Here is a 25,801-nt window from a genome sequence, read left to right on the forward strand (position 1 = left end):
AAAACCTGAATCATTAGGAGTGAGAAAATGCCTTTGAAATATAAAAAAGTTGCCTTCGAGATTTCCCGCCAGATTGCCAGCGGCGAGTATACTAGTAAACTTCCTAGCGAAGCGGAACTAGTTGAAAAATACCAGACTAGCCGCAATACGATCCGCAACGCCATGAATGCTTTATTTGAACAGGGTCTGATCAAGCGTGTCCAGGGCAGCGGCTACTTTGTCAATACGCCGCTGCATAGTGAGGGCTATCTAATGAATATTGCCGGTAAGAATGGTTTGGGCGGTCTGGGTAAAAAAAGAAGCATTACCTCCAAAGTATTGGAACTAGAAATCATTCCAGCCGGGGCTGAAGTGGCTGCACGATTAGAGTGCCAACCGGAGGACCCTGTTTACTACGTCAGTCGTTTACGTTTTTCTGGCACAGAATTGATCAGTCTGGAACATGCTTATTATCTGAAACAACAGGTCCCTTACTTAACTAAGGAGATCTGTGAAGGCTCGATCTTCGATTTTATCGTCGAAAATTATGCCATTGAACTGACCAATGCCGATGAATATGTCAGCGTTTATAGTCTGGGCGAAGCAGAATCCAAGGAAAGCGGCCAGCCGATTGGAACACCTACCCTGCGGATCGAAGAAATCAACTGTATCAAAAATGAGCACCCCTTTAACTACTCAAATGCCTATTATTTCCAGAAAGGGTTAACGGTGTACATGCATATCAATAATTCTTTAGCTTAAAATAAACGACAAGCACTTAAAAGTAACCAATGGGACAAAATATTATTATAAGCGTGATTTAAAGGCAAAATTGCTCTATACCAATGAAGGTGTTTTCATAAAATATTTAACTATTTTTCGTGTTTTTACGGTTGATTTTCAGTAATAACTGAAGTATGCTGATACTTGTATGTGAAAGTCAATGCATTCATGCCTACATTCTCCAAATGAGACATGTCATTTAGTTAGCTCGAGCTAAGAACAGCAAGAACCTTTTGGGTTTTGCTGTTTTTTTGTAAAAAAACTTGCGCAGACCCTCCCATAACGTGTAACATGATGGTTATACGATTTGAAAAAAATGAAAAAAAGACAGAGAACCGGTCAAGGCTGAAAACCGGTAACTTTATGGCACGTTACACAAAGGCTGCGCACCTATATCTGTGCAGCAGGCAAAAAGCACTCACGAGAATGCTCGTCGACCTGCATAAAGGCGGTCTAAACGGCCGTGAAACTTGGGTGGAACAGCGTGCAAACGCCCCTTGTACTGCTTGGCAGTACTGGGGCGTTTTTTATTTGGTCCAAAAGCTGTTGCAGCTGAGTCCTATCATTTTTTCTTGATCTGAAACTTACTATATCAAAGGAGTTTACTAATGGAGCAACCACAAAAAAAGCAGCAATTATCACGTTCGTTGAAAAACAGACATATCCAGATGATAGCCATTGGCGGTGCCATCGGAACGGGTCTCTTTCTCGGTTCCGGCAATGCCATTAAGACGTCTGGCCCAGCGATCATCCTATCTTACCTGCTGGTGGGGATCTTTTGCTTTTTCATGATGCGTGCGATCGGTGAATTGCTGATGTCCGACCTTTCCCAACATTCTTTCTTGGATTTTGTCAAACGCTACTTGGGCGACCGCTTTGAATTCGTCACCGGCTGGCTTTACTGGTTCTGCTGGATCAGCGTTGCCATGGCTGACCTGACTGCGACCGGGATCTACGTCAGGTTCTGGTTCCCTAATTTTCCTCAATGGGGAACTCCTTTGATCGCCTTACTAGCCCTTTACTTAATTAACCAAGTTAATGTTCGTCTATTTGGGGAGTTAGAATCCTGGTTTTCTCTGATTAAAATCTTGGCGATCATTGCTTTGATCGTGATCGGTGTGATCATGGTCGTTTTCCGCCTCAAGGTTAGCGGCAATCCAGCAACTCTGCAAAATCTCTGGGATCACGGCGGCTTTTTCGCAACTGGCGGTTGGGGCTTTTTGCAGTCGTTCCAAATGATCGTTTTTGCTTTTGTGGGGATCGAAATGGTTGGTTTGACCGCGGGCGAGGCAGAAGATCCAGAAAAGAACCTGCCACGTGCCATTAATAGTCTGCCGATCCGAATCGGATTATTCTACATTGGCTCGATGATCGCATTAATGAGTATCTATCCGTGGGATAAAGTTTCAACTTCAGCGAGCCCGTTTGTCCAGGTTTTTGCGGCGATCGGGATCCCTGGTGCAGCTGGTATCTTGAACTTTGTTGTTTTAACTGCTGCTTTATCAGCGACTAACAGCTGCCTGTTTAGTACCAGCCGAACTTTACATTCTTTAGGGCGCAGCGGTAATGCACCAAAAAAGCTAGCCCAGCTTGATAACAGAGGCGTGCCCTTCGCTTCATTAAACTTTTCGACCGCTGTTTTATTAGTAGTGGTTCTACTGAACTATTTAATGCCAGCCAATGTTTTCCAACTGATCTCCAGTATCTCAACCATTAGTTTTGTGCTTGTCTGGATCATCTTGATCTGGTGCCATCTTAAATTTCGTCAAGAAACACCAGCCGGCAGCCAGACTTTTAGGATGCCCGGCTACCCCTGGACCGACTACCTGACCTTAATTTTCTTTGGAGGATTTTTGGTGCTCCTTTTAATTAGTAGCTCAACTAGAAATGCACTGCTCTTCTCTTTACTTGCGCTTATATTACTTTATGCAGGTTATGGTTTTTTGGGAGCAAAAAAAGAGATTTTCGAATAAGTTTAATCTTAAACTGTTTCTTCCTGAGCGAAGCAACAGTTTTTTTCGTGCAATCAACTACTGATATGCCGCCAATTTCCTGCTTTGTTCCCGGTAAGCAGTCGGGTTTTGCTGCTCGCACTTTTTAAACTGCCTAATGAAATAGGTGTCATAGGCAAAGCCGGTCGCATAAGCAATTTCGTTCAAACTTAAGCCGGTATGGGTCAATAGTTCTTTTGCGATCTTAATGCGATAACGAGTTAAATACCCCATCGCAGTGCACCCGAATCTTTCTCTAAACTCTTTATTGAGCGAATCTCGGTTCAAAAACGAGCAGTCAGTTAGTTCACTCAATGTGATTTTCTGTGCGTAATTAGCTGCAATGTAGGACAATGTTTTATTGATTGGGGTATCAGCAGTCGCTTTGATCAATTCAAAAACGGCAAAAAGCGTTTCAATTAGATTTTCCTTGATCCGGCAAACCCAAAACTCATCACTTTGAACAAGCACTTCGCTTCCAGCAACAAAGAAATCTCGTAAGACTTTGGGATAAATTTGTGGGCTCAACTGATAGATCCCCTGCATTTCAACTCGTCCATCACGCCTAAAAAGCTGCATTCCGGCTTTTAGGCTCGGCTTTTGCGAAACCAAATAACGCTGCTCAGAAACCCGTAAGGTGGCTAAAAATTCTTGGTCAAACTGAATGATGGGGACAACAACTTCTTGTTCCTGCTGAATTTTCAAGGTATCTTGTTTCGTCAAACATAATAAACATGGAGCTTTGCATTTAAAAACTATACCATTTAAGGTTCCCGTAAAAAAGCCAGAGGTAATGAGTGCCAATGTATAGTTATTCTCGCATGGCAAATCTTTCAAGCAACCATCTGTTGTAAAATCAATGTTAACAATTCGGTCTTTGTAACGATCTTTTTGCGGCATAATTTCCCCTCCTCGCAAATAGTATAGTTCATTCCTTTAAATATGACATTAAACTATCCCAATCTTTAAGTTATACTTTCTGCGTAGTAAAACAAAGCACCATTAAGGAGGAAATTATTATGACAGTTAAAGTTGCAATTAATGGTTTCGGTCGAATCGGAAGATTGGCCTTTCGGAGGATCCAAGAACTCGAAAATATTGAAGTCGCAGCAATCAACGATTTGACAGACGTTAGAATGCTGGCAAATCTGCTTAAATTTGATACAACGCAAGGAAAGTTCAACGAGAATGTTACAGTTGACGAAAACAAGCTGATCGTTAACGGCCAAGCAATTGAAGTTTTGGCAGAACCTGACCCAACTAACTTGCCCTGGAAGGACCTCGGGATCGACATTACACTAGAATGTACAGGCTTTTTCACCTCAAAAGCCAAAGCTAGTGCCCACATCAAGGCTGGTTCAAAGAAAGTCCTCATTTCTGCTTTTGCGGGTAATGACGTACCCACAATTGTTTTCAACACCAATCATCAGTCCCTGTCTGGGAGTGAAAAAGTGGTTTCAGGTGCTTCTTGTACCACCAACTCCTTAGCCCCAATGGCTCAAGTTTTGCAAAATGAGTTCGGCATCGTAGAAGGATTGATGACTACGATCCATGCATATACCGGTGATCAGATGACTCTTGACGGTCCTCATCGCAAAAACGACTATCGTCGAGCTAGAGCCGCCGCGGAAAATATCGTGCCTACCTCGACAGGTGCTGCCAAAGCAATCGGCCAAGTAATTCCAGAGTTAGATGGCAAATTGGACGGTGTTTCACAAAGAGTCCCAGTCAAAGCAGGGTCATTAACCGAACTTTACACGGTTCTAGAAAAAAACACCTCTGTGGCTGAAATTAATCAGGCGATGCAAGCAGCAGCAAATGATTCTTTCGGCTATAATACAGAGCCCATTGTCTCTAGCGATATTATCGGAATGAATTATGGTTCCTTATTTGACGCAACTCAAACCAAGATCATGGACGTTAATGGTCAGCAACTCGTCAAAACAGTTGCTTGGTACGATAATGAAATGTCCTACACTTCCCAGTTGGTTAGAACTCTGAAATATGTTGCCAGTCTTTAAGCAGTGAAAGCTATGACAATAAAGAAGCAGCTCAATTGTTTCACGTGAAACAATTGAGCTGCTCCTTTATTGTCAACTTGCGGCTGCTGTTTGAGAGTATATTTTCCGTAAATTAGCCAAATCTTGGCTGGACAAAGCTGTCTTCCCTTGATCGATCGGATACATGACCGAATTCTTATCTTGACTGTGGTCTAATCCTAAGGCGTGCCCAATTTCATGGATCGCAACTGATAGACGCGGCGGGTATTGAGAGTTCAACTTAGCCCGCCCGCTGTTGAAATCTTTGCCATTAATTCCAAGCTGCGGGTAGATCCGCGGTCCACCAACACCTAGTTCTTCTAGCATATTGCCACGGGTGCTTTTTTTCTGATAAGTTCCTAAGACCATTTCATTGCCCTTGCCATTGGATTGACCAGGCAAAATCTTAACGATTCCTGTTTTATTATAGATCGCGATTGCTTGCTTAAAGGCGGCTTGATAATTCTGAGACACACCACTGGCAAAATGGTAATAATAAACATTCGCCAAATTTCGTTGGTCCATGATACTTTCGATCCCTGAGGTCTTCGTTGCTGTAGATTCAACAGAAGTCGGCGGCATCTCAGCGGTATTTTTGGCAACTTGTTCTTGTAAAACCGTACTAAAATCAATCAATTGCTTGGTTAATTTGCTCCCCAAATTAGGAGTAAAGAAAATATGGATCGTCAGCAAGACAACAACTGCCGCAATAATTTTTCTAAAAATTTTCACTGCATGCCTCTCCTTTTACCCACAGTAGACTAGCTTGTCTTAACATTAACGATCCGTTGAGCCAGCTCAGATTGATGATACTGTTGGCGGACCCAAGAAGACTGTGTTGCCAGCATTAAATTCAAACATATAAATACAACTAGGCCTTGAATTGCCACTCCAGCAATGATCCCGAGAAGCGAATTACCAAGCCCGATCAATGGAAGCTTAGTCAAACCAGCCAGCATGCGGCCAATACTTTGAAAAACCCCGCTGGTAAAAAGCAGCAGACAAATGAAGACAACGATATACAAACCATAGTTTTGCCCCACTGATAAATCCTGCTTTAAAAATTTAACTAGCATCGCATTGATCCACTGCGTGACACTTTGGCTATAGAACATCGCAAAAATAAACGCCAAAATCAATGACGCAATTCCGCTGATCTGAACCAGCAATCCGGTCCGGTACCCCTGGACCGCTCCAAAAATTAGCAGCAATATTATTACAATTGAAAAAAGCATAATTCTCATCCTCTTGTTTGATTGCATAAAAGGTAGTCTTGTTTTGGTAATTATAATGAAAACACCCAGACAAGGCCAGTAAATCCAGCTAAATTTAAAACCTTTTACAGATTCTTAGTTTTCCTTGTTTTATCAGCTCTCTGAAAACGGTTACTTGAAGAGGAGGGGCTATTTTTGTTATAATATAAATGAATCAGGAGAAGCTCTTGGTTTAATAAAGCTGTGAAACGTACAGCTTTACCGATTTACACATTGGCAGCTGTTTTGCGTTTCCTTCTTCAGTTAAAGGAGGGATCAAAATGTTACAGGTAATTGGTTTAGGCTTATTCTTTTTGATTGTTTTGGCTTCGGTTCTGAATGCAGTTGATGATTTCGCTGTTTACTCAAAACTCAAGCAGAAAAACAATTTGTCTTTCTCAGCTTGGCGTAAAGCCGCCACCTATAAAGATATTTTTTTGCCGGATCGTGCACACTAAGTAAGGGGAGAAAATAAAACATGGACCAGCCTCATCAGAGTATGAAGGAATGACCGGGACGTTTGAAGCTAACAAACGAACCGGTCATTCCTTTTTAATTTCGCTTATTTTTTGCATCTCTGCTGCCGATCGGGACAACAACAGGACTATTGGTCACTGGATCTTGGACGATGACAGAACTTAGATCAAACACCTCTTTGATCAAATCAACCTGGATGACTTCTTGCGGACTTCCCGACTGAATGATCCGCCCTTGTTTCATCGCAAAAATCTGGTCAGCATAGCGCGCAGCCAGGTTAATGTCGTGGAGAACCATCACGATTGTTTTGCCTAAACGTTGGTTTAAATCAGCCAACAGATCTAAAATTTCAATCTGATAACTAAGATCCAAAAAAGTTGTCGGCTCATCCAAAAAGATAATTTCAGTTTGCTGTGCAAGAGCTAATGCGATCCAGACGCGCTGCTTTTGTCCGCCTGAAAGATCGCCGATATCTTTTTCCGCCAATTCAGTAACTCCAACCATGTCCATTGCCTCTTCTACGGCTTGTTTATCTGCTTGACTCATCCCGCCAAAAAGCGTGTGATAAGGAAAACGTCCCTGACTGACTAAATCAATCACTCGAGTACCGACCGGTGTTTGACGTTGTTGCGGCAAAACAGCCAATAAGCGAGCAACTTCTTTGGGAGAGTATTCTTGCAGTTTCTTGCCAGCCAAAGTCACCTGACCCTGCTGCGAATTTAAAAAACCAGCCAAAACCCGTAATAAGGTCGATTTACCGCATCCGTTTGCCCCCAACAAGACGCTGATCTGATGCGCTGGGATCTCCAGGCTAACTTCATGCAAGATCTCTTCGTCCGCATAGGCGGCTGAAATGCGTTCACACTTTAGCTGATATTTCTCCACTACAATTCCCCTCTCTTATTCATCACATATAATTGCCAAATCAAATAAGGTGCCCCAATCAAGCCGGTAATGACTCCCACTGGAAAACGATAGGAAAAAGCATACTGTCCGATCAAGTCTGCCGCTAGGACCAAACTTGCACCAACTAAGCCAGCACTCAATGTATGATTTCCATTTCGACTGAATAGTCGTTGCGCTAAAGGACCAGCTAAGAAACTGACAAATGCAATTGGTCCAGTGACAGAAGTCGCTACTGCCGCCATGATCACTGTTAAAGTCAACAAACCAACTTTTGTTTTCTCGACATTGACCCCCAAGGACTGGGCAGTTTCATTGCCTAAACGCAATAAGCTCAAGCTTTGTCCTAAAATAAGGACCAGTGGTGTGAGCAAAACTACAACTAGCGCCAATAACGGCAGCTGTGCCAGTGTCATACCGTCTAAGCTGCCATTCAGCCAACGCAGAACTTCCGGCAGCTCCCTTTGATCGCTGGTCACTGTTAAGTAGGAGATCACAGCATCATAAAAAGCCTGCAAGCCGATCCCGCTAATGATCATCCGGGGGTCAATTGCCTTGTTGCGGACAGACGGCCCAAATAATAAGAGTACTGTCAACAAGCCGGCACCAATCGCAAAAACTGCCATGCTGACCTTGCTGACATGGAAAAATAAGATCCCTACCACAACGGCACAGCTAGCCCCCGAACTGATCCCTAAAACATCGGGATTCGCTAGCGGATTATGCAGCATTGTCTGAAAAACATAACCTGCTACACCAAAGGCAAAACCGGCCAAAAACCCCGCCAACATTCTTGGTAAACGCAGTGTCAAAAGAGTAAATGAAGCTCCTGGCACAAATTTTCCAGTTAAGGCTGCAAAAATCTCATTAAAGGAATAAATCGTTTCGCCATAAACTAACGAAAAAAGCATTAAAAAAATAACGAATCCCAGCAGACCGCATAGTAAGATACGTTCCTTTTTCTTGCGGCGTTTCACTGGAGCAAAGATTGTCCGGCTTTCTTTCATATTTGAGCCACCTTCGTTTTCCTGGCTAAAAATACAAGAACTGGAGCTCCCACCAGTGCCGTGATGATCCCCACGTTGATCTCAGTCGTTGCACTCAGCAAGCGTCCGATCACGTCAGCAGTCAGTAAAAACAACGCCCCAACTGCCGGCGCAAGCAACATCATTTTTTTCAAATCTATACCAAGCCAGGTAGCGGGTAAAATGTGTGACCAACAGCCCAATGAAACCAATGGGACCAGATAAAGCTGTCGTCACTGCACACAAGATGATTCCTACCACACAAGCTAGTAAACTGATGATAGTAACATTGACGCCTAACCCGTGCGCGATTTCTTGACCAAGATTCAAGGCGTTTAAGGCTGGGGCACACAAAACAGCCCCAAAATACCCAGCAGCAAAATCGGCAAAAAAAGCATCAGCCCATGCCAGGAAGCACCACCCAGACTCCCCACTTGCCAGAAACGGTATGAATCCAAGGCATCTTGTTTGACCAAGACCACAGTCGTCACCAAAGATGAAAAAACGATACTGACCGCAGTCCCCGACAAGATCAAGGTCAACGGGGACATTTTATGTCCTAGTGCAACTACTCCGAAAACTAGACCCGCAGCAACAAATGCGCCCAACAATGCCAAGACAATATACTCGCCCGCCGTTGTGATCTGCAAAAAAGCAATTCCGCTAACAACAAAGAAAGAGGCTCCAGAATTGATTCCCAGAATACTGGGATCCGCAAGCGGATTGCGTGTTACCGCCTGCATTAAAACTCCAGAGACTCCAAGTGCTGCGCCACACATCAGAGCAAAACACGTCCGCAAGATCCGTTTATGCACAACGCTGATCACCAGCGGCTTGGCTGTTTCGAGCTTAAATAGGGCTGCAAGAACTTCCACAGCAGAAATATCTTTGACACCTAAAAAAATTGAAGCAACTGTTGTGGCCAACAACAGGCTCATAATTATCACTAAAAATTTTCGTGGCATTTTTTAACAATCTTTCTATCTATCCGAGTTTTACGGCACTTTATTTGCTGCTTGCGCCAGCAGCTCTAAGTATTCATCCAATGTATAATCGATCGACAATGGCGTTGGTGTACCCGCCGCAACGATGGGCGAATCACTATCAATAAAAGCAACTGAACCTCTTTTAATAGCAGGAACTTTTCCCAAGACCGGATCTTTTTGCAGTGTTTTCAGCAGCGTCTGGTCCCCGTATCCAACTATAATGTCCGTATGATCCAAGACGTCCGCTCTTTCTGAACTAAAATCTTTTGAGTAGCTGTCCTTTGATTTTATTTCCCGGGTTATACTCAGCGGATAATTTAATCCAAACTCTTTTAAAAGCGAGGGTCGCGGATCAACTGGCGTGTAGATTTGAAATTTAGAGAGATCCTTAGCAGAAAAGTTCGCCCAAGTCACGGTTTTACCTTTAAGTTGCGGATACTTGCTGACACCCTTCTTGATTTTTTGTTCTGTCTGCTTGATCAGCTGCTCGCCTTTTTTCTTCTTTCCCATCCCAACAGAATCCAAGCGGACCTGTTCTTTCCAAGAAGTCGCCCAAGCAGATTTCGGATAAGCCACAACTGGAGCTATTTTAGAAAGCGTCTGATAATCCTCTTTCGTGATCCCCGAATAAGCCGCCAGGAGCACATCAGGTTTAGAATCAGCGATTGCTTCGAAATCCAAGCCATCCGTATCTTTAAAGACGTTAGCTTTGCTCGTGCCGAGTTTTTACAATTGTTTCTTAGTCCATGGCAACAGACCGCTGTTATCTTTGACCCCAAAATTAGCCGCTGAAAATCCAACCGGAACCACACCAAGAGCTAAGGGGATATCTTGATTGCCCCACTGGATCGTGGCGATGCGTTTAGGCTTTTTTTTGATGACGGTCATACCAAATTTGTTCTTGATCCGCAACGGATACTTGTCGTACTGTTCCCTTTGGTTGCCTTGCTCACTTGATTGAGATCGATGACAAGCAGTCAAAAAAACTGCTGCAACTACCAGCATTAGCCCGATCCATGATATTTTCCTCAGCTCTTTTTTCATCTCTTTACTCCTGCCCTTGGATCTTTCACCGGGTCTTTGTTTTTTCAATTAAAAATCATTCTCAATTATGATTTATATTATAAACTAGAATCAAATAACTTTCTTGTCTAAATTTGAACAAATTCTAGCTAAATATAAGATGATTCTCTTTAAGAAACTACTTGCCTCCCTGGTTGAGCTGTGCTATTTTATTATTGTTAACCATATACAAAATTAGAGTTAACAATAAAGGAGCGTGATTTTTTGCATACTAAAGACCTGACTTTAGTCTCACTAATGACTGCAATCATAATTATTTTAGGATTGATCCCCGGCATCCCCTTAGGTGTGATCCCAGTCCCAATCGTGCTGCAAAATTGTGGAATCATGTTGGCTGGATTACTCTTAGGGACCAAGCGCGGGACCTTGGCCGTCTTTTTGCTGCTCTTATTAACTGCGCTTGGTCTCCCAGTCCTTTCGGGCGGCCGTGGCGGCTTACCTATTTTTATTGGCCCAACAGCTGGATACTTATTCGGCTGGCTGGTAACACCAGCGCTGATCAATTTGGGTTTAAAATTCGTTCCTCAAAGAGGACGTATTCTCTGGCAATTACTAAGTGTTTGGGTAGCCGGCGTGTTGTGTGCAGACTTAATTGGAACGGTTTGGTTGACCTTCCAAAGTCACATTCCTTTCCTAACAGCGCTTGTATCGAATCTCGCCTTTTTGCCTGGTGATACACTCAAAGTTATTCTGGCCTATACAGTCGCTAAAGCCCTAAGTGCACAACATTTCAGTCAAAATGCCCTACTCTAAAGCTCCAAATGTTTCACGTGAAACATTTTCTCTCTCATGAGATCAAAAAGACGACTCAGCGTAAGTATCTTTCTGAGTCGTCTTTTCATTGTCTCAAGCAAAATTTTAAGGCAGGATCTTTTCGAGTATTAAATCTATTTGGCGAAATGTCTCTTCTTCAGAGTGGTTATTATCGATCACAAAGTCTGCCAATTCTCTTCTCTTGACGGGATCCATTTGGCTGTTGATCCGAGCGGCAGCCTCTTTTCGTGAATAGCCGTTTCTTAACATTAGGCGTTCAACTTGCAGCTGCGGTGCAATGTCAACGACCGCTACAGAGTCACAATATTTATCCCAGTGTGTCTCAAAAAGCAGAGGCACATCTAAAACGACGAGATCAGTATCTTGTTCCTTGGCTTGATCAACTTGCTTTAGCATTTCTTTTAAGATCAAGGGGTGGAGGATCTGATCAACCAGGTTTCTTTTCTCAGAATTTTCGAAGATAATTTGTCCCAATGCTGCTCTGTTTAAGTCCCCCGTTGAATCAAGGATCTGGTGTCCAAATTCAGCGGTCAACTGACCTAAGCCATCTGTTCCAGGACGCACTACTTCTCGTGCAAGTACATCTGCATCAAGCACCACTGCTCCCAGCTCATATAGGTAGTTGCTGACTGTGCTTTTTCCGCTGGCAATTCCGCCTGTCAAGCCTAAAATATATGTCATTACTGCTCCACCACGATTCCTTCAAACTCAATTTTTCGCTGGGCATTGTCCAACCAGGTTTATTTTACAAGAAAAAGCAGTTGAATGCTATCTGCAAATCTACGTCCTTCTTAAGAAAAGACCAGCTTCTCTAATGCTTGGGCAATGCCATCCTCGTCATTAGAAGCTGTCACATAACTTGCATGCTGTTTAGCAATCTCAGAAGCATTGCCCATCGCCACAGCTTGTCCAGCGAAATCAAACATCGGGATGTCGTTTCTTTCGTCACCAAAAACCATGATCTCTTCTGGGGTCAATCCCAGCTCAGCCGTTAATTTGGCTAATCCATTCCCCTTATCCGCTGTCTGATTCATGACTTCTAAAAAGTTGGCGGCAGCTCGCACAACATAATTATTTCGTCCAAATTCCCTTTCAACATCAGCTTGTGCTTGATCCAATTCATCTTTTTCACCTACAAAAACAGCCTTAACAATGGAGAAATCTGGACCTAGTTCATCTGGTGTCCTGATCATGAGACCAGCAGAATTTTCCCAAGCCTGAACGACTGTGATCCGATTAACATCATGGTTGCTGGTATAGATCTCACCGTTACGGTCTAAGACATTGTATTGAATATGATGCTCATGGGCATATGTATCGATCTGCCGATAGGTTGCATTACTCAGACCAGTTTCAGCAATTACCCGCCCTGTGACAGACTCAACTACACTGCCATTATAAGTAATTGCATATTGCTGATCACCCTTGACACCTAGTTCATTTAAAAATGGTTTAACTCCCGGCAAAGGCCGCCCTGAGCACAGGACAACCTTGATCCCAGCTTGCAATGCCTTTTGCAATGCTATTTTAGTACTGGGCAAAATCTCGCCGGCAGAGTTTAACAAAGTATCATCGATGTCTAGTGCAATTAATTTAACAGTCATTATAGTTCCCCTTTTGTTGTTTACGCTTTCATTCTATCTTATTAGAATAACTTGTTCAAGTACCAATAAAAATTAAAACTCACAAAAAAATTACGTCCGAACAACAGTTACCTGCTGCTCAGACGTAATACATATTGTTAGATCAACTTCAGTTTTTGAGCACAAAAAACCAGCAACCCATGCTGACCTTTCATCACCGCGATAAAATTTACAATTTTATTTTACATTATCGGTGATCCGTCAACATGACCTGCTGGTCTGGTTATTTGAAAGGAGCAACTAATCCCATCATTCACCCGCGCTGTTCCCTCTGACTGTGGCGGAAACAGCTTATCTTTTAATGCTTATGGTACGATGTTGAACCTTGATCGTACCTCCGTGGGATTTAACCCCTTTCCAATTCTTATAATACACCATCTTATCCAAAATGCAAGCGCTTTCTATCGAAAAATTGCATTTTTTATACTTTTTCCAAATTATCCTTTCAGGGATCCAGCTAAGAGGAATTTTTTGGTTGATTTTAAAAAATTATGGCTTTTTCTTGTATGCCTCTAGGGTTAGTAGTTTTTGTGCTTTCAACCTTTAGACTCTAACAAATATTCGGGGCATTTCAGCGATAAATCAGTACTTGTGGTTCTTTTTAATTTCTGCTCAGGTTGTAGCTTTTATCAGTTACCCAAGCAGAGATTTCTTGACGAGATAAATATAATTGAGCGGCCAGTTTATCCTGCGAAAAGGCTCAATTTTGACGTGAACCTTTTAAAAGCCCCCTAATTTCATAATCACACCTACTTGTTTTTTCCAAATCATACAATTAGAAACGTTGTTATATCAGGGCAGCAAGTAATATTTGCTAGGGGGGCAACCAATACTTGCTCCCTGTGTTGCCAGGCAATAGGTTAAATTATAGATGAGATTTAAATATAACTTAAGGAGTGGATTTTATGTCTAAGGATAGAGCGGAAAACAAGCACGGAAAACTAGCTTCTGGTATTATACTATTGGTATGTACGCTAATAAGCATTATGTTTGTCATTTCAAACAAGGTTCATGCAGACGGGGCTATTTCAGAAAGTTCAAGTCAGGTTACCTGGAAACAATTGTCTGAAACAGAGCAACAGCAGTTTTTAGCAGCAGGTTTTACTAAAAATGATGTATACTTTCAGTCAAAAGTCAATACGGGAAATACTAATACTCGATCTTTTAATGCGGTTATTTTAACAGGATCAACTAAAAAATGATCAGCTACTACAGCAGCTACACGGTATGTTGTTTCTTCAGGTAAACCTTTAAAAAGTCTCAAAACAAGGTTAAGATTAGGAAATACAAAGAAGTACTTTAATTCTAATTTGAAGCCCAAAGCAGGAGCTTATGTGATTTCTAAAACGATTACTTCAAAGTATACAGGAAAGAAAAAATATTTTACCATGCATCTTACAACACAGTATAGAACTTCAGTAGGACCTGGGACAGTTTTTTGTACAGCAGGAGGAACTACATTAGGAAAATGACAGATATTATTTATATAATCCCTGACGACTATATTGATAACCGGGTAGAGGCGTTTACGTTTTTACAGGAAAACAGTGGTATGTTAGGGAAACGCAATGAAAATCGTACTCTGTATTTATTTAAAGTAAATTCTCAGGGAATCGTAACGCCTGAAAACCAGAAAATTCAGCAGATACTTAATGGTTTGGGAACTATAAATTTGCCAATTGCGATAGCTATTAAAAAAGAAGAGCTGTTTACTGCCAATGAATTATCTTCATTATTTGAAGGCCTTGATATTCAAGAATACGATGATTCAGATGAAGAAACAAATAATTAGTAGCTAGCTACGTCTGAGACATTTTTAGGTTTTTCGATTTCCTTAATGCGCTTTTGATCCGCTAGATGCAATTGTTGCTCTTGATTTATTAACTGCTGCGTGTAGTCGAGCAAGTTCTGCAGTTGCTTGCTCTATTGAACCTTGGAAAGTAACAGATTGTCTTTATGTCCTAATTGATTAGAAGAAGAAAAGTGACCACTTACTGGTTTCTGATCTTTGGCTCAAATTGATTTTTGTGTGCTAGAATAGTAAATAACGCTTTTGCGACAGAAAAATGCAAATAATTGATAGATTTAGTACTGAGCTGCGTACTTTAGCGGCTCTTTATTTTTGCTCGACTATTCAAAGGTCTTTTGAACCTTGATCATCAATTTGGACTTAATTCTAGGGGGAAATATTGTGCAACGTCAAACAGGAATGCCTGCCAAATGGCTCTTTGCAGGTTCATTTTTAGCTAACACCGGGACTAGTTTCATCTGGCCGCTGACTACGATCTACTTACATGACACATTGGGGCAGTCCCTGATAACTGCTGGTTTAGTCTTGCTTTGCAATTCACTCTGTGTTGTTTTAGGCAATATGGTTGGCGGCCTGCTCTATGATCGCTGGTCACATTTCTATACAATCCTCTTAGGCAGTTTGATCGTCATTGGTGCCAGCACTTTTTTGATGCTCAACAACGGTTGGCCCGCCTTTCCTTTGGGGTTAGTCATGCTGGGGTTTGGTAATGGCTTAAATTTAACGAGCATCAACTCGTTTGCGACTGAAGTCAAGAATAAGCGAACAAGCTATATCTTTAATGTCCTATATTTTATGAGTAACCTGGGCATGGTCATTGGAACTTTGATGGTGGGCTATATCCTGCCATTTGGGATCAGTAAAGTTTTCGCTGTCTCCTTGTTCTTATTTATCATTTTCGGAATCATTGTAGTTTGTTTTTTCCGCAACCATGAAGGGCAGCATCTAACACGCGATAAAACTTTGCCTAAACCAGCAAAATTAGCGCCAAATCGACTCCGCCCACTGCTTGGACTCCTCTGTACGATTATTGTTCTATGGATCTTCTATGAACAATGGCAAAGTAACATTGCGACCTTTATGGTGGAAAACAACCTCAGCATCAGGCATTACAGTTCAATTTGGACTCTAAACGGTGTGATGATCGTCTTGATTCAACCGGTGATGACCTATTTCGATGAGGCATTATTAAGACACCTCCACGCTAGGCTTTACGGCGGCTTTTTCTTAATTGGCTCTTCCTTTTTAGTCCTCTTGATAGCAGGAACACATTATTTCATGTTCCTGCTTTCGATGGCGATCTTAACTATTGGGGAAATTTTAGTGAACCCTGCAGCATCGACTTTTGTTGACAACATCAGTCCCGCCGATCAAAAAGGACGCTTTCAGGGTTCGCTTGCCAGTGCAACTTCTTTCGGACGTGCTTTAGGTCCCTTGGTTGGTGCAGCGATCATTGATTATATTTCTTATTCAAGTTTATTTATCTTAGCGACTGTTTGCATTTGGCTGTCAACCTTGGTCTTTGCGTTGATAACCAAACATGACCAGCAGTGAGGTCAATTATTTGACTACCACTGCCAGCTTGCCTTAAATTTGTCATAGTAAAATACAGCTGGTGAAATAGGGGGTACACATGGGCAAACTTGCTATTATTTCGGACCTGCATGCAGACATCAATAAATTTACACCCGCCGATCTGCATGAAATTGCGGGCTATATCAGAGAGTTGGGGGCAACTAGGCTGCACATTGCTGGAGACATCTCTAATCGTTTTGCTCGTGAGGGTGAAGAAATCATTGAAACCTTGAATCAGGTGCTGCCGACCACATTTAATTTTGGGAATCACGACATGTTGTCCGTTGCTAGAATTGAGGACAGTCTTGCGCCAGGTTTTTTAAACTTCACCCCTCTTCCTCTCGCCAATGATACCGTGCTGCTTGCTTTTAATGGCTGGTATGACTACGGTTATGCACGCGATCCTGAGGGGCGCAGACCGTCTGACCTGCTCGTTTCACAGTACAAAAAACGCTATTGGATCGATCAATTCATTAAACGTCCTGAAAGCGACCCAAGCATTAGTCAGCAGCTGGAAGCTCGCTTAGATCGCTCACTGGAAACTTTAGAGCGTCAGGGGCAACGTGTCATAATTGCAACACATTTCGTGCCTCAGCAAGACTTTATCTTTTATCCGAAGCCTGAAAACAAACGTGCAATTACTTGGCGCACCCTAGAAGGATTATTGGGCAGTCAAGCGATCGGTGATACGATCTCCAAGTACAACACCGTCTCTGATGTAGTCTTTGGTCATATTCATGCTAGAACGGGTGTCAAATCGATCAACAACATTGATTGGCACTGTCGACCAATCGGCTATCGTTACGAATGGGCTTTTACACAAAATTGGCTGCGTGAGCGCGGTCTGCCGCCAAGGTTTCACTTTGCCCGTCAGCCGAAAGTTCAAACTGCCTATCTGGAAGACCTGCACCAAAATTGGGAACAAATTTTACATGACGCGGTGACACTGCTAGATTATTAGATACAAGCTAACTTCTGCATCACTGGCTTGGCCTTGAAAGCAAGTTAAAAAATTAACAAGTGAAAAAGTTCGTGGTACTATGACAGTGAAAAACAAATTAAGGAAGTAATGCGCAATGACTACTGAAGATATCGACCAGCTGGAAAAAGAACTTTCTAAGTTAAATCCACAGATCAACGCAATAGAATTGATCAGCTCCCGCCTGCAGCACGAGACAGACCAAGACGAACTGGGAAAGCAGCTCTACCTGGCAGATCAAAAGTTAAACCAGCAACTCTCACGTATTTTTCAACAATTGGAAGCGGCTAAAAATCAAAACAGTAGACCAGTTGCGTGAAACAACGAGTAATACCATTGTTTCACGCCGCTTTTGTCTCTGCATAATTTCTTTGGAGGAAAAATGAAGCTAAATCAACCAGCAATTCTAAAGGAAATCAAAGCTTTGCTTCAAGATCCTGCAACTCGCCAGTGGGAACAAAAACTTCTTCAACAGGCGCAAACAGCTCTGTTAAATGGTACTAGTCTGAAAGTTCAATTAGACAGGTTAGAAGCCAGCCTGCGCCCACTAGCTTTACGCAATAGCCTAACCCCAGCCGTAGCGGACTTTTACTTGCGATTGACTGGAGATCCTGCTGGAGATGAAAGATTTGATTACTCACTCCATTATCAACCAGACCCTCCTTATCAGCAGCGAGCAATTTTTTCGGGCGGTTGTTTCTGGTGCTTAGTTGAGCCATTTACTTCCAGACCAGGCATCAAAGCAGTGATCTCAGGTTACACTGGCGGCCATATTGCCCATCCAACTTATGATCAAGTCAGCAGCCGAACTACTGGTCATGTTGAAGCAGTCGAAATCATTTTTGATTCCAGAAAAATTACTTACCAGGAAATTTTAGCCGTCTATTGGAATTTGATCGATCCGACAGATGCGGACGGCCAATTCGATGATCGCGGCAACAACTATCGCCCGCTTATTTTCTATCTCACTCCCGAGCAGCAAGCATTAGCTGAAAAATCAAAAAATGAACTCGCTGCTTCCAAGCGCTATAAAAAGCCCATCGCAGTCGGTATTCGACCCGCGCAGACTTTTTGGCCCGCGGAAAATTACCATCAAGATTTTTACCGTAAATTTGATGCTCGTTACAAAAAGCTCAAGCATTCACGCCAACAAATATTAGCTTTCCAACACTTGCATGGCAGGCTTCGTGCCTGGTTCAAAACAAATATTTCCCAAAAATAACCCGGGAAATATTTAAAAAACGCGCATGAAAACGAATTTTTTCGTCTCCATGCGCGTTTTTCTATACTTGGCTTGGTTTAACTCGAATGAAATGCTCGAATTTGAACGGATATGGATTTTTTTCATCCACCTTACCCTGCTCAAAGTCATTTAATAAAAATTGTGAATAGTCGATTTCTGGCATATAGGTATCGACATCAAACTCATGCTCGATCGTCGTCCGATACAAATCAGTCGTATAGGGCAAAAAATCTGCAAACAAGCGAGACCCGCCTACAATAAACATCTTCTCATCCAGACGACTGGTATAATAGGTCAACACTTCTTTGGCACTGTGGAAGACCGCGACTCCTTCAGGAAATTCTGCAGCATCCCGGGTGGTCAAGACAATATTTTTACGGTTATGCAGCGGGCGTTTAAAAGTTGCAAAAGTTTTTCTGCCCGCTACGATAGTATTGCCCATTGTCGTCTCTTTAAAAAATTGCATGTCTGCTGGCAGATGCCATGGCAGTTGTCCCTGGTAGCCGATCCCATGGTTACTATCTTCAGCCCAGATAAAAGCTAACATTAGACCACTCTCCTTTCTTCTCTCTCACACCCTTAATAATACACTGAGCACGTGTATTCAGCACTAAAAAAATTTAAATTATTCTCAGCTCACTCCACACCAAAACCTAGGGAAACCTAACCTGCAAGTTCCCCTAGTCGGTTTAACCTATTGAAGATTATAGTTAACTGATCTCAGTCAGCGTCAAAGCACTATTCAGTTCAGCGATGGTTGGTTTCTTGCGCAAAATATTGCGGAAATGATCTAAATCATGCGCTGTATTCCAGACCAAGATCCCGTCTAAATGCTCTTCTTCATCGAAGTAATAGATCGTTTCACCACCGCTTTCAGCCAGCGTCTCGCGGTACATCTTTTGACTAGCATCCAAAACCCCGAGACCTTCCCAACTGATATCATAGACCCAGCTGTAAAAGTATGGAGTCCAAGTATAGACCCGGCCTGCTCCAGCCATATTTTGTCCGGCCACACGACCACCAATTTCGGCATGACGCACATGTTCCAGTCGTTGTTGACCCATGATCTGGTCAGGGTAAGTCGCAATATCCCCCATTGCCCAGATATCAGGATCGGAGGTGACAAATTGTTCATTCGTCAAGATCCCACGATCAGCCATCTCAAGCCCTGCATCTTGCGCAAAATCAATATTGGGCTTGGAACCAATGCCCATCACAAGTCCATCGCCATTCAGGGTTCGCCCATCTGCCAAGGTCAATTGGACTTGATCATCCGTGATTTCGTACTTATCGGCTAAAACACCCGTCAAGATCTCAATTCCTTCAGCCTGATACTTGTCATGATATTGCTGACTGAGTTCTGCTGGAAATGACTTTTGAAAGAGCCGGTCAGTATCGACCACTAGTGTCACTTGAACCTTATTTTGCGCTAAGCCCGCAGCGATTTCTGAAGCAATGTAGCTGCTGCCCACGACTAAGACATGGTTCCCCGGCTGACTAAAGGCCAAAATTTTCCGATAGTCATCTTTCGAACGCAAGGCAATTGCTAAATCACTCTCTGGCCCCGGCAAACGATTAGGGGTGTTTCCGGTTGCCAGCAACAGCTTATCGTAGCCATATATTTCTCCGGTATCAGTTTCAACCAAGTGCTTTTCTCGTGCAAGCTTGACGACTTTTTCTTCCAAATGCACCACTGTATTCTTGAGTTTGCTTGTCCCCAATACTGTGTCGGCGAGCGTAAAGCTGTGATCGACCCACAGCTTTTTGCTCAAGGCTGGCCGGGCATATGGTTCATCCACATCTGCCGAAATCATTCCGATCGAACCCTCTGGATCAATTTCCCGTATTCCTGCAGCAGCCGCGGCACCAACGACCCCGCCGCCAATCAGCAGGTATTTAAAATGTTCAGTACTTGTCATGAATATCTGACCTCCTTAGATTTCTTGTAAAGGCTTTCTATTATTGCTAAACTACCATGAATTGAGCTTAAATACCAGAAATCTACTTGCGAGTCACTCCCACCAAAGAGTGTAAATTAAAAACTTAGAGTGAAAATTTCAATAATGACTTTAGGCTAGGTCGCTAAGTTCATTTTTAAAAATCTACCGGGCAGGAAAATCGTGCTTATTAATAACCTATCATTTTAACCCACACGCTGAATTACTCGAAACGAAAAAAAGAGCCACTACCCACTCGTGTAATGACTTTTGTGCTGTCAACACACTAAATGATCTCGTTCCGCGCGATTTTTATAACATGCTAACTGGATTGGAGCAATTCGCGAGTGTCGGAGGTATTACTCAACATAACACTTATCACAAGAAAAAATTCCCAAAATAGCAGAAACAGGTATACTAGAAGTAATAAAAGAAGGGGTTAACCAACATGAAAAAAATTTATTTATTATTAGCAGCAATAATTGCTGTTGTTTCTTTAGGGACATTTACGGCTAGTGCAAATACAGTATCGCAAGGACAGATTACATATAATTTAAAGCAAGGCGGCACACAAGTCTTTGAGACGGCTGACACACAAAATAACCCAATCGAGTATGTAGTTTCTGAAGATAAAGACGATTTTACAAGTTCTTTGATCAGATTATCCAATAAGAACTACACAATCACAAAAAAGGGGATTGGTTGGCACGTGTCATATAAAATCAAGGTGTCTGGTAACAGTATAAAACAAGCTTTTGGTTTAAACGCAGTAGCCACAAAAGGAAGCTTTAAATCGTCACTTTTAGCAAAAATTAGTAACAAAAAAGCACAATGGAGAGCTAAGTACAAATTTGGATTAGTAACGACAGTTTCATGTACTGCAAAAATTAGCGGAACTAAACTATATGTTAGCTAGTAGTAGCTAGTAATTCCCCAATTCAAGGAGTTAGCAATAAAGGCAACCAAGACAAATGCATTATAGACAAGCGCACAAACACAGACGACATAAACAAATTTGTAACAAGTGTTTGTTTTTTGATTGCGCCAAAAAACAAACGGAGTGGTAACTAGACCAAAAGGAGCAATAACAAAAGAAAGACAGGCCAGTGCTAATAGAAGTAACCCCTCGTCTTTTAAAGAGGCTAGTTTGTGGTCTACTTTCTTGATTTTTTGTTGCTCAACCACGTTTTTTTGCTCATTAGTAGCTATTTTTTCACGTAAATGTTGATTTTCACATAAAATTTCATCTAAATTAAAATGATAAAGATTGCTTAAGCGCATTAAGTTATCGATGTCAGGATAGCTTTTGCCAGTTTCCCAAGAGGAAATTGCTTGACGGGAAATATGTAATTGTGTTGCAACATTATTTTGCGAAAGAGCACAATTTTGGCGCGAGTTTTTTAAAAACTGTCCAAGATCCATAAGCACACCTTCTCGTATTTTTTACAAATTATATCATAGAAATGTTGATTTGATAGGGGGGCAAGTAATATTTGCCCGGGGGGCAATCAATACTTGCTCCATTATTAAATAAAACACGAGATAAAATATAAGCGGAATTAAAAAATAGTGAGGTGAAGAATTATAAAAAATATAAAAGAGTGGTCGTGGTTTTTAACAGTTTTAGGTGTACTTGCAGTTTTTTTCTTGTTTATTCGTTCAGAGGTGTACGTTCCAGTTGAATTAAATAACCAAATAAACACCATGATTAAGGAAAAAAGTTATTCTAAATTGAAAAAACTTGCAGCTGATAATAAGACTGCGGATCTTTTAGTTAACCTTAATGAAAAAACACGGTGTAAGGACACATCTGATGCCCAAGGCGGAACTAGTAGATCCCTTAACTATGCGACTGGGCTTGAGGGAAAAACTTTTGGTGTGGAGATGAGAAAGCAGAATTTTATCTATTGGAAAGTTGTAAAAATATATAGATAGGGGAAATGATCATTTTGAGCAAAAGAAGGATTGGTGCATTATTAATTGTTTTAAGTGCTTTTCTATTTTTCCTAAGTACAAAGACAGTACAAGCAAATACAGTTATTGAAGGAGATGTCGTAAATGATTTACATGCGTCTTTTAGCATGGCTGATACCTCGGCTGAAACAGTAGAAAGTATAAAACAAATTGCTGCTGAGGATAAAAATGTACATGTAACTTTTGACAATGGAATTATTGATATAAATGAATATACGGAACCTTCAGCTGACGTTAGCTTAAAAGTGAATAATAAGTCTGTAATTGTTAAAAACGGTCAATTTAAAGTAAATCATGTAACTGCTAATAATAAAACGAATTTTGTTGTTCAAGATGTGGGGACCACCGCTGAAAATGGTCAGTCCAAAATAACTAGTGAAAATACGCTTCAAATTGTAAACAAAATAGATTATGGGACAATGATTAACCTAATGGATAATATGAACGATACATCTAACGATAGCTTGCTTCGTTCTTCAGGAACTTATCCCGGTCAGAAGACAAGTGGTCAGAAAGTTGCAAAAGGGACACATGTCCATTGCAATAGATTCAATGGGACTAAGTCTAATCACAGATATTATTCGCGCTTGTCTGGCCAAGGTTGGGTTAATTATTATAAGAGTGACTGCTGGTATAAACATAAGGCATATAAGTGTCCATTTACAAAGGCAGATACACGTTGTAATGGGTTACTAAAAAAGGGTGCACATAGTTGTTCTATTAAGGGCGGGTGGCCAGTAACTTGTTGGTATAGAAATTAGTATCAACTGGAGCAGCATCCCCTCTGTTCACTATACTTTTATGTAGCTAGGAGGCATCTATGAGTATAAAAAATGTCATAGTAAACTATTCTTCTGTGGCAGCAATTACAATCTTTTATTATTTATTTTTCCCCTCAATTGATTTTAAACAGCTTGTAATTGCTGTATTAATTGAGCTTCCAGTGGTAGTAGGAATTTTATTTTTAAAGAAATTTTTTCAAGATAGAAAGAAAAACGGCTAATTTTACAAAAAAACTGCAGCCACACTCTCAAATTAAAAAGAGCAATTGTCCCAATCTTATTAACACGCACCGACTAAAAAAGCCCAACTTTTGCTATTTGTAGCATCAAAAGTTGAGCTTTTATTTGGCTATCTTTCAAATTCCCAGACTAACATTAGCTATTGCTGCAGTGCATCTTCAATTGCCGCAACCATTTTCTCTGGCTTAGTGGTCGGTGCATAGCGGTGCAATAATTCTCCATTGCGGCCAACTAAGAATTTAGTATAGTTCCACTTGATATTGCCATGACCGGACTCATCTTTCAGATACTTAAATAATGGATCGGCATCATCCCCATTCAAGCGGACTTTCTTAGTCATTGGAAAAGTGACCCCATAATGAACCTGACAATAGTCGCTGATCTCGTCTTCATCCTCTAATTCTTGGTGAAACTGATTCGAAGGCAAGCCCAAAACCTCAAGGCCTTGGTCACGGTAAGTCTGATATAGCTGCTCTAAGCCCTCAAGCTGGGGCGCCAAGCCGCATTTGCTGGCAGTATTCACGATGATAACAACTTTATCTTGATAATCCTTTAAATCGATCTTTTGACCGCCCATTTCCGTCTCGGAAAAATCATAAATATTCGTCATTTAGCCTCTCCCTTTCTGTACGCCTTATTTATAGACCCCTAGCCGCTTTTGGGCAAAGAATCTTTCCTCCCTTAGTTAAATCTTAATGTTTCTTCAAATGGCTAGTATCCTTTTGTAATTTGCAAAAGACAAAAATCAGATTGTGATTTACTCAACTTAACCGAAGTTGCTTTATCCTTCAAGGTTCGACTGCTTCCATCGGCTTAAACATCAATCAGGATTGATAAGTTCCCATTGTTTCTCGTTATTTTTAATGATTTAAGCCATGAAAAACTGGGCTGATGGTCTTAAATTTTACCAAATAAAGGTTGATCATCCTTGGCAGAACAATGCTTCCAGCTAATTTTCGTTTTTTCGTAAAAAAAAGGATAGATAAGTAAATATTCTGGATTAAAACACGAACTATTTAATTTAGACTATGTTAGATAATTCACATTGTGTACAATTAAAAATTTATTTTGATGTAGTTTTGTCTTGAATAAAGGGCTTCCAAAAAATTAGCGATTGTGCAAAGTTTTTTAATGTTTACATTTCGCTCTAAAGGTATTAGCATAAGCATTGAAAGCGCTATGCTAAGTTTCAGCTTTTTGCAGTTAAAAGGTTTTGAGGAGGGAACTATACAAATGAAAAAATTTGATTTTGAAGAACTTAAACACACCCCTGCTACCGAAACGATCAGTATTTTGAACGGTGCTGGCGAGGTCGTCAATCAAGACCTGTTGCCAGATCTTTCAGATGATGAACTAACAGAATTGTTTAAACAAATGGTCTGGTCACGGGTATTAAACGAACGTTCAACCAAGCTTAACCGGCAAGGCCGCTTAGGCTTCTTTGCACCGACTTCAGGTGAAGAAGCCAGCCAGATCGGGTCTAACTTTGCGATGACCAAAGATGATTTTGTACTCCCAGCTTACCGGGATGTGCCGCAACTAGTTCAGCACGGCCTGCCCCTATACCAAGCTTTTCTTTGGTCACGTGGTCATGTTGATGGCAATAAGTTTCCAACTGATCTGCAAGGCTTACCGCCGCAAATCATTATTGGCGCACAGTACGTTCAAACGGCTGGTGTGGCTTTAGGGATCAAAAAGAATAATAAAAAGACGGTCGCTTACACCTATACTGGGGACGGCGGGACCTCCCAAGGCGACTTCTATGAAGGAGTCAACTTTGCTGGCGCCTTCAAAGCCCCTGCAATTTTCTTCGTGCAAAATAATGGTTATGCGATCTCTGTTCCACGTGAAAAGCAAACCGCTGCTCCAACCTTATCGCAAAAAGCAGTAGCTGCTGGGATCCCCGGGATCCAGGTTGACGGAATGGACGCTCTCGCTGTTTACGCAGCTTCAAAGGCCGCACGTGACTGGGCTGTCGCTGGCAACGGACCTGTACTGATCGAAACTTTAACCTATCGCTACGGTCCACACACACTTTCTGGGGACGATCCTAAGCGTTACAGAACATCTGCTGAGGAAGGCGAATGGGAAGAAAAAGATCCTTTGATCAGAATGCGCAAGTATCTGACCGATAAAGGGATCTGGTCCACTGACCAGGAAAAAGAGTGGGAAGATGAAGTTAATAAACAGATCGACGAAGCAATCAAGAAAGCCGAAAGCATCGCTCCGCAAAAGGTCTCTGACTTCTTGAAGAACACGTTTATTGATACCCCAGCAGTGATCCAAGCAGAAATTGATTCCTATACTGCAAAGGAGAGTGAATAA

At 41.8% G+C, this 25,801-nt stretch carries 30 protein-coding genes and 1 pseudogene; 17 read left to right on the forward strand and 14 right to left on the reverse strand.

Going from position 1 to position 25,801, the window contains the following annotated elements; all coding sequences use genetic code 11:
* The first annotated feature begins 27 nt into the window (after positions 1-27).
* From LFYK43_RS00350 to LFYK43_RS00355, 3 genes are all read left to right on the forward strand, one after another.
* Positions 28-741, forward strand: a complete 714-nt coding sequence (locus LFYK43_RS00350; protein ID WP_124974293.1) for a GntR family transcriptional regulator — start codon at positions 28-30, stop codon at positions 739-741.
* A 384-nt stretch (positions 742-1,125) separates the two neighbouring features.
* Positions 1,126-1,338, forward strand: coding sequence for a hypothetical protein (locus LFYK43_RS12455; protein ID WP_158609161.1), 213 nt, complete (start codon positions 1,126-1,128; stop codon positions 1,336-1,338).
* Positions 1,339-1,370: 32 nt separating this feature from the next.
* Positions 1,371-2,735 (forward strand): amino acid permease, encoded by a 1,365-nt coding sequence (locus LFYK43_RS00355; protein ID WP_124974295.1) that lies wholly within the window; start codon positions 1,371-1,373, stop codon positions 2,733-2,735.
* A 57-nt stretch (positions 2,736-2,792) separates the two neighbouring features.
* Here the strand turns inward: LFYK43_RS00355 and LFYK43_RS00360 are convergent, their stop codons facing one another.
* Entirely contained in the window at positions 2,793-3,653 is an 861-nt protein-coding gene (locus LFYK43_RS00360; RefSeq protein WP_124974297.1) for a helix-turn-helix domain-containing protein, read from the reverse strand.
* A gap of 119 nt (positions 3,654-3,772) precedes the next feature.
* Between LFYK43_RS00360 and gap the strand changes: the two genes are divergently transcribed.
* Positions 3,773-4,774 carry a type I glyceraldehyde-3-phosphate dehydrogenase gene (gene gap / locus LFYK43_RS00365; protein ID WP_124974299.1) on the forward strand — a complete coding sequence of 334 codons (1,002 nt, stop codon included), beginning with the start codon at positions 3,773-3,775 and terminating at the stop codon, positions 4,772-4,774.
* Positions 4,775-4,846: 72 nt separating this feature from the next.
* Here gap and LFYK43_RS00370 read toward each other — a convergent pair whose 3' ends face one another.
* Positions 4,847-5,524, reverse strand: a complete 678-nt coding sequence (locus LFYK43_RS00370; protein WP_124974301.1) for a matrixin family metalloprotease — start codon at positions 5,522-5,524, stop codon at positions 4,847-4,849.
* Positions 5,525-5,553: 29 nt separating this feature from the next.
* Entirely contained in the window at positions 5,554-6,027 is a 474-nt protein-coding gene (locus tag LFYK43_RS00375; protein WP_124974303.1) for a CvpA family protein, read from the reverse strand.
* 299 nt (positions 6,028-6,326) lie between these two features.
* Here LFYK43_RS00375 and LFYK43_RS12460 point away from each other — a divergent pair, with 299 nt between their 5' ends.
* Complete coding sequence (locus LFYK43_RS12460) at positions 6,327-6,503, forward strand: hypothetical protein (protein ID WP_158609162.1); 177 nt, start codon at positions 6,327-6,329, stop codon at positions 6,501-6,503.
* 94 nt (positions 6,504-6,597) lie between these two features.
* Here LFYK43_RS12460 and LFYK43_RS00380 read toward each other — a convergent pair whose 3' ends face one another.
* The 5 genes and pseudogenes from LFYK43_RS00380 to LFYK43_RS12780 all read right to left on the reverse strand — a co-directional run bounded on the left by LFYK43_RS00380 (position 6,598) and on the right by LFYK43_RS12780 (position 10,480).
* Positions 6,598-7,407: an ABC transporter ATP-binding protein gene (locus tag LFYK43_RS00380; RefSeq protein WP_124974305.1), complete on the reverse strand. Its 810-nt coding sequence runs from the start codon at positions 7,405-7,407 to the stop codon at positions 6,598-6,600.
* Positions 7,407-8,432, reverse strand: a complete 1,026-nt coding sequence (locus LFYK43_RS00385; protein ID WP_124974307.1) for a FecCD family ABC transporter permease — start codon at positions 8,430-8,432, stop codon at positions 7,407-7,409. Before LFYK43_RS00385 ends, LFYK43_RS00380 begins: the two co-directional genes overlap by 1 nt.
* A pseudogene (locus tag LFYK43_RS13055) lies at positions 8,429-9,415 on the reverse strand (FecCD family ABC transporter permease). The gene LFYK43_RS00385 and the pseudogene LFYK43_RS13055 overlap by 4 nt, the downstream one beginning before the upstream one ends.
* Before the next feature lie 30 nt (positions 9,416-9,445).
* The gene (locus tag LFYK43_RS12775) at positions 9,446-10,117 is read right to left on the reverse strand and encodes an ABC transporter substrate-binding protein (RefSeq protein ID WP_229717827.1); all 672 of its coding nucleotides are present in this window, start codon (positions 10,115-10,117) and stop codon (positions 9,446-9,448) included.
* 45 nt (positions 10,118-10,162) lie between these two features.
* Positions 10,163-10,480: an ABC transporter substrate-binding protein gene (locus LFYK43_RS12780; RefSeq protein WP_229717828.1), complete on the reverse strand. Its 318-nt coding sequence runs from the start codon at positions 10,478-10,480 to the stop codon at positions 10,163-10,165.
* Between the two features lie 243 nt (positions 10,481-10,723).
* Here LFYK43_RS12780 and LFYK43_RS00400 point away from each other — a divergent pair, with 243 nt between their 5' ends.
* Entirely contained in the window at positions 10,724-11,272 is a 549-nt protein-coding gene (locus tag LFYK43_RS00400; protein ID WP_124974309.1) for a biotin transporter BioY, read from the forward strand.
* Between the two features lie 105 nt (positions 11,273-11,377).
* On the opposite strand, the gene coaE is transcribed toward LFYK43_RS00400, so the two are convergent.
* Both coaE and LFYK43_RS00410 read right to left on the reverse strand, forming a co-directional pair.
* Positions 11,378-11,974 (reverse strand): dephospho-CoA kinase, encoded by a 597-nt coding sequence (gene coaE, locus LFYK43_RS00405; protein ID WP_124974311.1) that lies wholly within the window; start codon positions 11,972-11,974, stop codon positions 11,378-11,380.
* Between the two features lie 110 nt (positions 11,975-12,084).
* On the reverse strand, positions 12,085-12,897 hold the full coding sequence (locus LFYK43_RS00410) for a Cof-type HAD-IIB family hydrolase (RefSeq protein WP_124974313.1): 813 nt from the start codon (positions 12,895-12,897) through the stop codon (positions 12,085-12,087).
* A gap of 944 nt (positions 12,898-13,841) precedes the next feature.
* Here LFYK43_RS00410 and LFYK43_RS00415 point away from each other — a divergent pair.
* From LFYK43_RS00415 to msrA, 6 genes are all read left to right on the forward strand, one after another.
* Positions 13,842-14,138, forward strand: coding sequence for a hypothetical protein (locus tag LFYK43_RS00415; RefSeq protein WP_124974315.1), 297 nt, complete (start codon positions 13,842-13,844; stop codon positions 14,136-14,138).
* 266 nt (positions 14,139-14,404) lie between these two features.
* Positions 14,405-14,728: a hypothetical protein gene (locus tag LFYK43_RS00420; RefSeq protein WP_124974317.1), complete on the forward strand. Its 324-nt coding sequence runs from the start codon at positions 14,405-14,407 to the stop codon at positions 14,726-14,728.
* 399 nt (positions 14,729-15,127) lie between these two features.
* Positions 15,128-16,300, forward strand: coding sequence for an MDR family MFS transporter (locus tag LFYK43_RS00425; protein WP_124974319.1), 1,173 nt, complete (start codon positions 15,128-15,130; stop codon positions 16,298-16,300).
* Positions 16,301-16,379: 79 nt separating this feature from the next.
* Positions 16,380-17,282 (forward strand): metallophosphoesterase, encoded by a 903-nt coding sequence (locus tag LFYK43_RS00430; RefSeq protein WP_124974321.1) that lies wholly within the window; start codon positions 16,380-16,382, stop codon positions 17,280-17,282.
* Positions 17,283-17,397: 115 nt separating this feature from the next.
* Complete coding sequence (locus tag LFYK43_RS00435) at positions 17,398-17,619, forward strand: hypothetical protein (RefSeq protein ID WP_124974323.1); 222 nt, start codon at positions 17,398-17,400, stop codon at positions 17,617-17,619.
* Positions 17,620-17,682: 63 nt separating this feature from the next.
* Complete coding sequence (msrA, locus tag LFYK43_RS00440) at positions 17,683-18,522, forward strand: peptide-methionine (S)-S-oxide reductase MsrA (RefSeq protein WP_124974325.1); 840 nt, start codon at positions 17,683-17,685, stop codon at positions 18,520-18,522.
* Between the two features lie 61 nt (positions 18,523-18,583).
* Here msrA and LFYK43_RS00445 read toward each other — a convergent pair whose 3' ends face one another.
* Together LFYK43_RS00445 and LFYK43_RS00450 are read right to left on the reverse strand one after the other, a co-directional pair.
* Positions 18,584-19,090, reverse strand: coding sequence for a dihydrofolate reductase (locus tag LFYK43_RS00445; protein WP_124974327.1), 507 nt, complete (start codon positions 19,088-19,090; stop codon positions 18,584-18,586).
* Positions 19,091-19,253: 163 nt separating this feature from the next.
* Positions 19,254-20,462 (reverse strand): NAD(P)/FAD-dependent oxidoreductase, encoded by a 1,209-nt coding sequence (locus LFYK43_RS00450; protein ID WP_124974328.1) that lies wholly within the window; start codon positions 20,460-20,462, stop codon positions 19,254-19,256.
* A 466-nt stretch (positions 20,463-20,928) separates the two neighbouring features.
* On the opposite strand from LFYK43_RS00450, the gene LFYK43_RS00455 reads away from it, so the two are divergent.
* The gene (locus LFYK43_RS00455; protein WP_124974330.1) at positions 20,929-21,396 is read left to right on the forward strand and encodes a DUF5626 family protein; all 468 of its coding nucleotides are present in this window, start codon (positions 20,929-20,931) and stop codon (positions 21,394-21,396) included.
* Here LFYK43_RS00455 and LFYK43_RS00460 read toward each other — a convergent pair.
* On the reverse strand, positions 21,393-21,902 hold the full coding sequence (locus LFYK43_RS00460) for a helix-turn-helix domain-containing protein (protein WP_124974332.1): 510 nt from the start codon (positions 21,900-21,902) through the stop codon (positions 21,393-21,395). The genes LFYK43_RS00455 and LFYK43_RS00460 overlap by 4 nt on opposite strands.
* 309 nt (positions 21,903-22,211) lie before the next feature.
* Between LFYK43_RS00460 and LFYK43_RS00465 the strand changes: the two genes are divergently transcribed.
* The 3 genes from LFYK43_RS00465 to LFYK43_RS00475 are packed head-to-tail and all read left to right on the forward strand — an operon-like array spanning position 22,212 to position 23,457.
* Positions 22,212-22,415: a hypothetical protein gene (locus tag LFYK43_RS00465; protein ID WP_229717833.1), complete on the forward strand. Its 204-nt coding sequence runs from the start codon at positions 22,212-22,214 to the stop codon at positions 22,413-22,415.
* Positions 22,416-22,429: 14 nt separating this feature from the next.
* Positions 22,430-23,215, forward strand: a complete 786-nt coding sequence (locus LFYK43_RS00470) for a hypothetical protein (protein WP_124974336.1) — start codon at positions 22,430-22,432, stop codon at positions 23,213-23,215.
* Positions 23,216-23,274: 59 nt separating this feature from the next.
* Positions 23,275-23,457, forward strand: coding sequence for a hypothetical protein (locus LFYK43_RS00475; RefSeq protein ID WP_124974338.1), 183 nt, complete (start codon positions 23,275-23,277; stop codon positions 23,455-23,457).
* A 158-nt stretch (positions 23,458-23,615) separates the two neighbouring features.
* Here the strand turns inward: LFYK43_RS00475 and LFYK43_RS00480 are convergent, their stop codons facing one another.
* On the reverse strand, positions 23,616-24,086 hold the full coding sequence (locus LFYK43_RS00480) for a glutathione peroxidase (protein ID WP_124974340.1): 471 nt from the start codon (positions 24,084-24,086) through the stop codon (positions 23,616-23,618).
* 623 nt (positions 24,087-24,709) lie between these two features.
* Here LFYK43_RS00480 and pdhA point away from each other — a divergent pair.
* Positions 24,710-25,801, forward strand: coding sequence for a pyruvate dehydrogenase (acetyl-transferring) E1 component subunit alpha (pdhA, locus tag LFYK43_RS00485; RefSeq protein ID WP_124974342.1), 1,092 nt, complete (start codon positions 24,710-24,712; stop codon positions 25,799-25,801).

Source organism: Ligilactobacillus salitolerans, from assembly GCF_003864415.1.
Taxonomy (GTDB): Bacteria; Bacillota; Bacilli; order Lactobacillales; family Lactobacillaceae; genus Ligilactobacillus; species Ligilactobacillus salitolerans.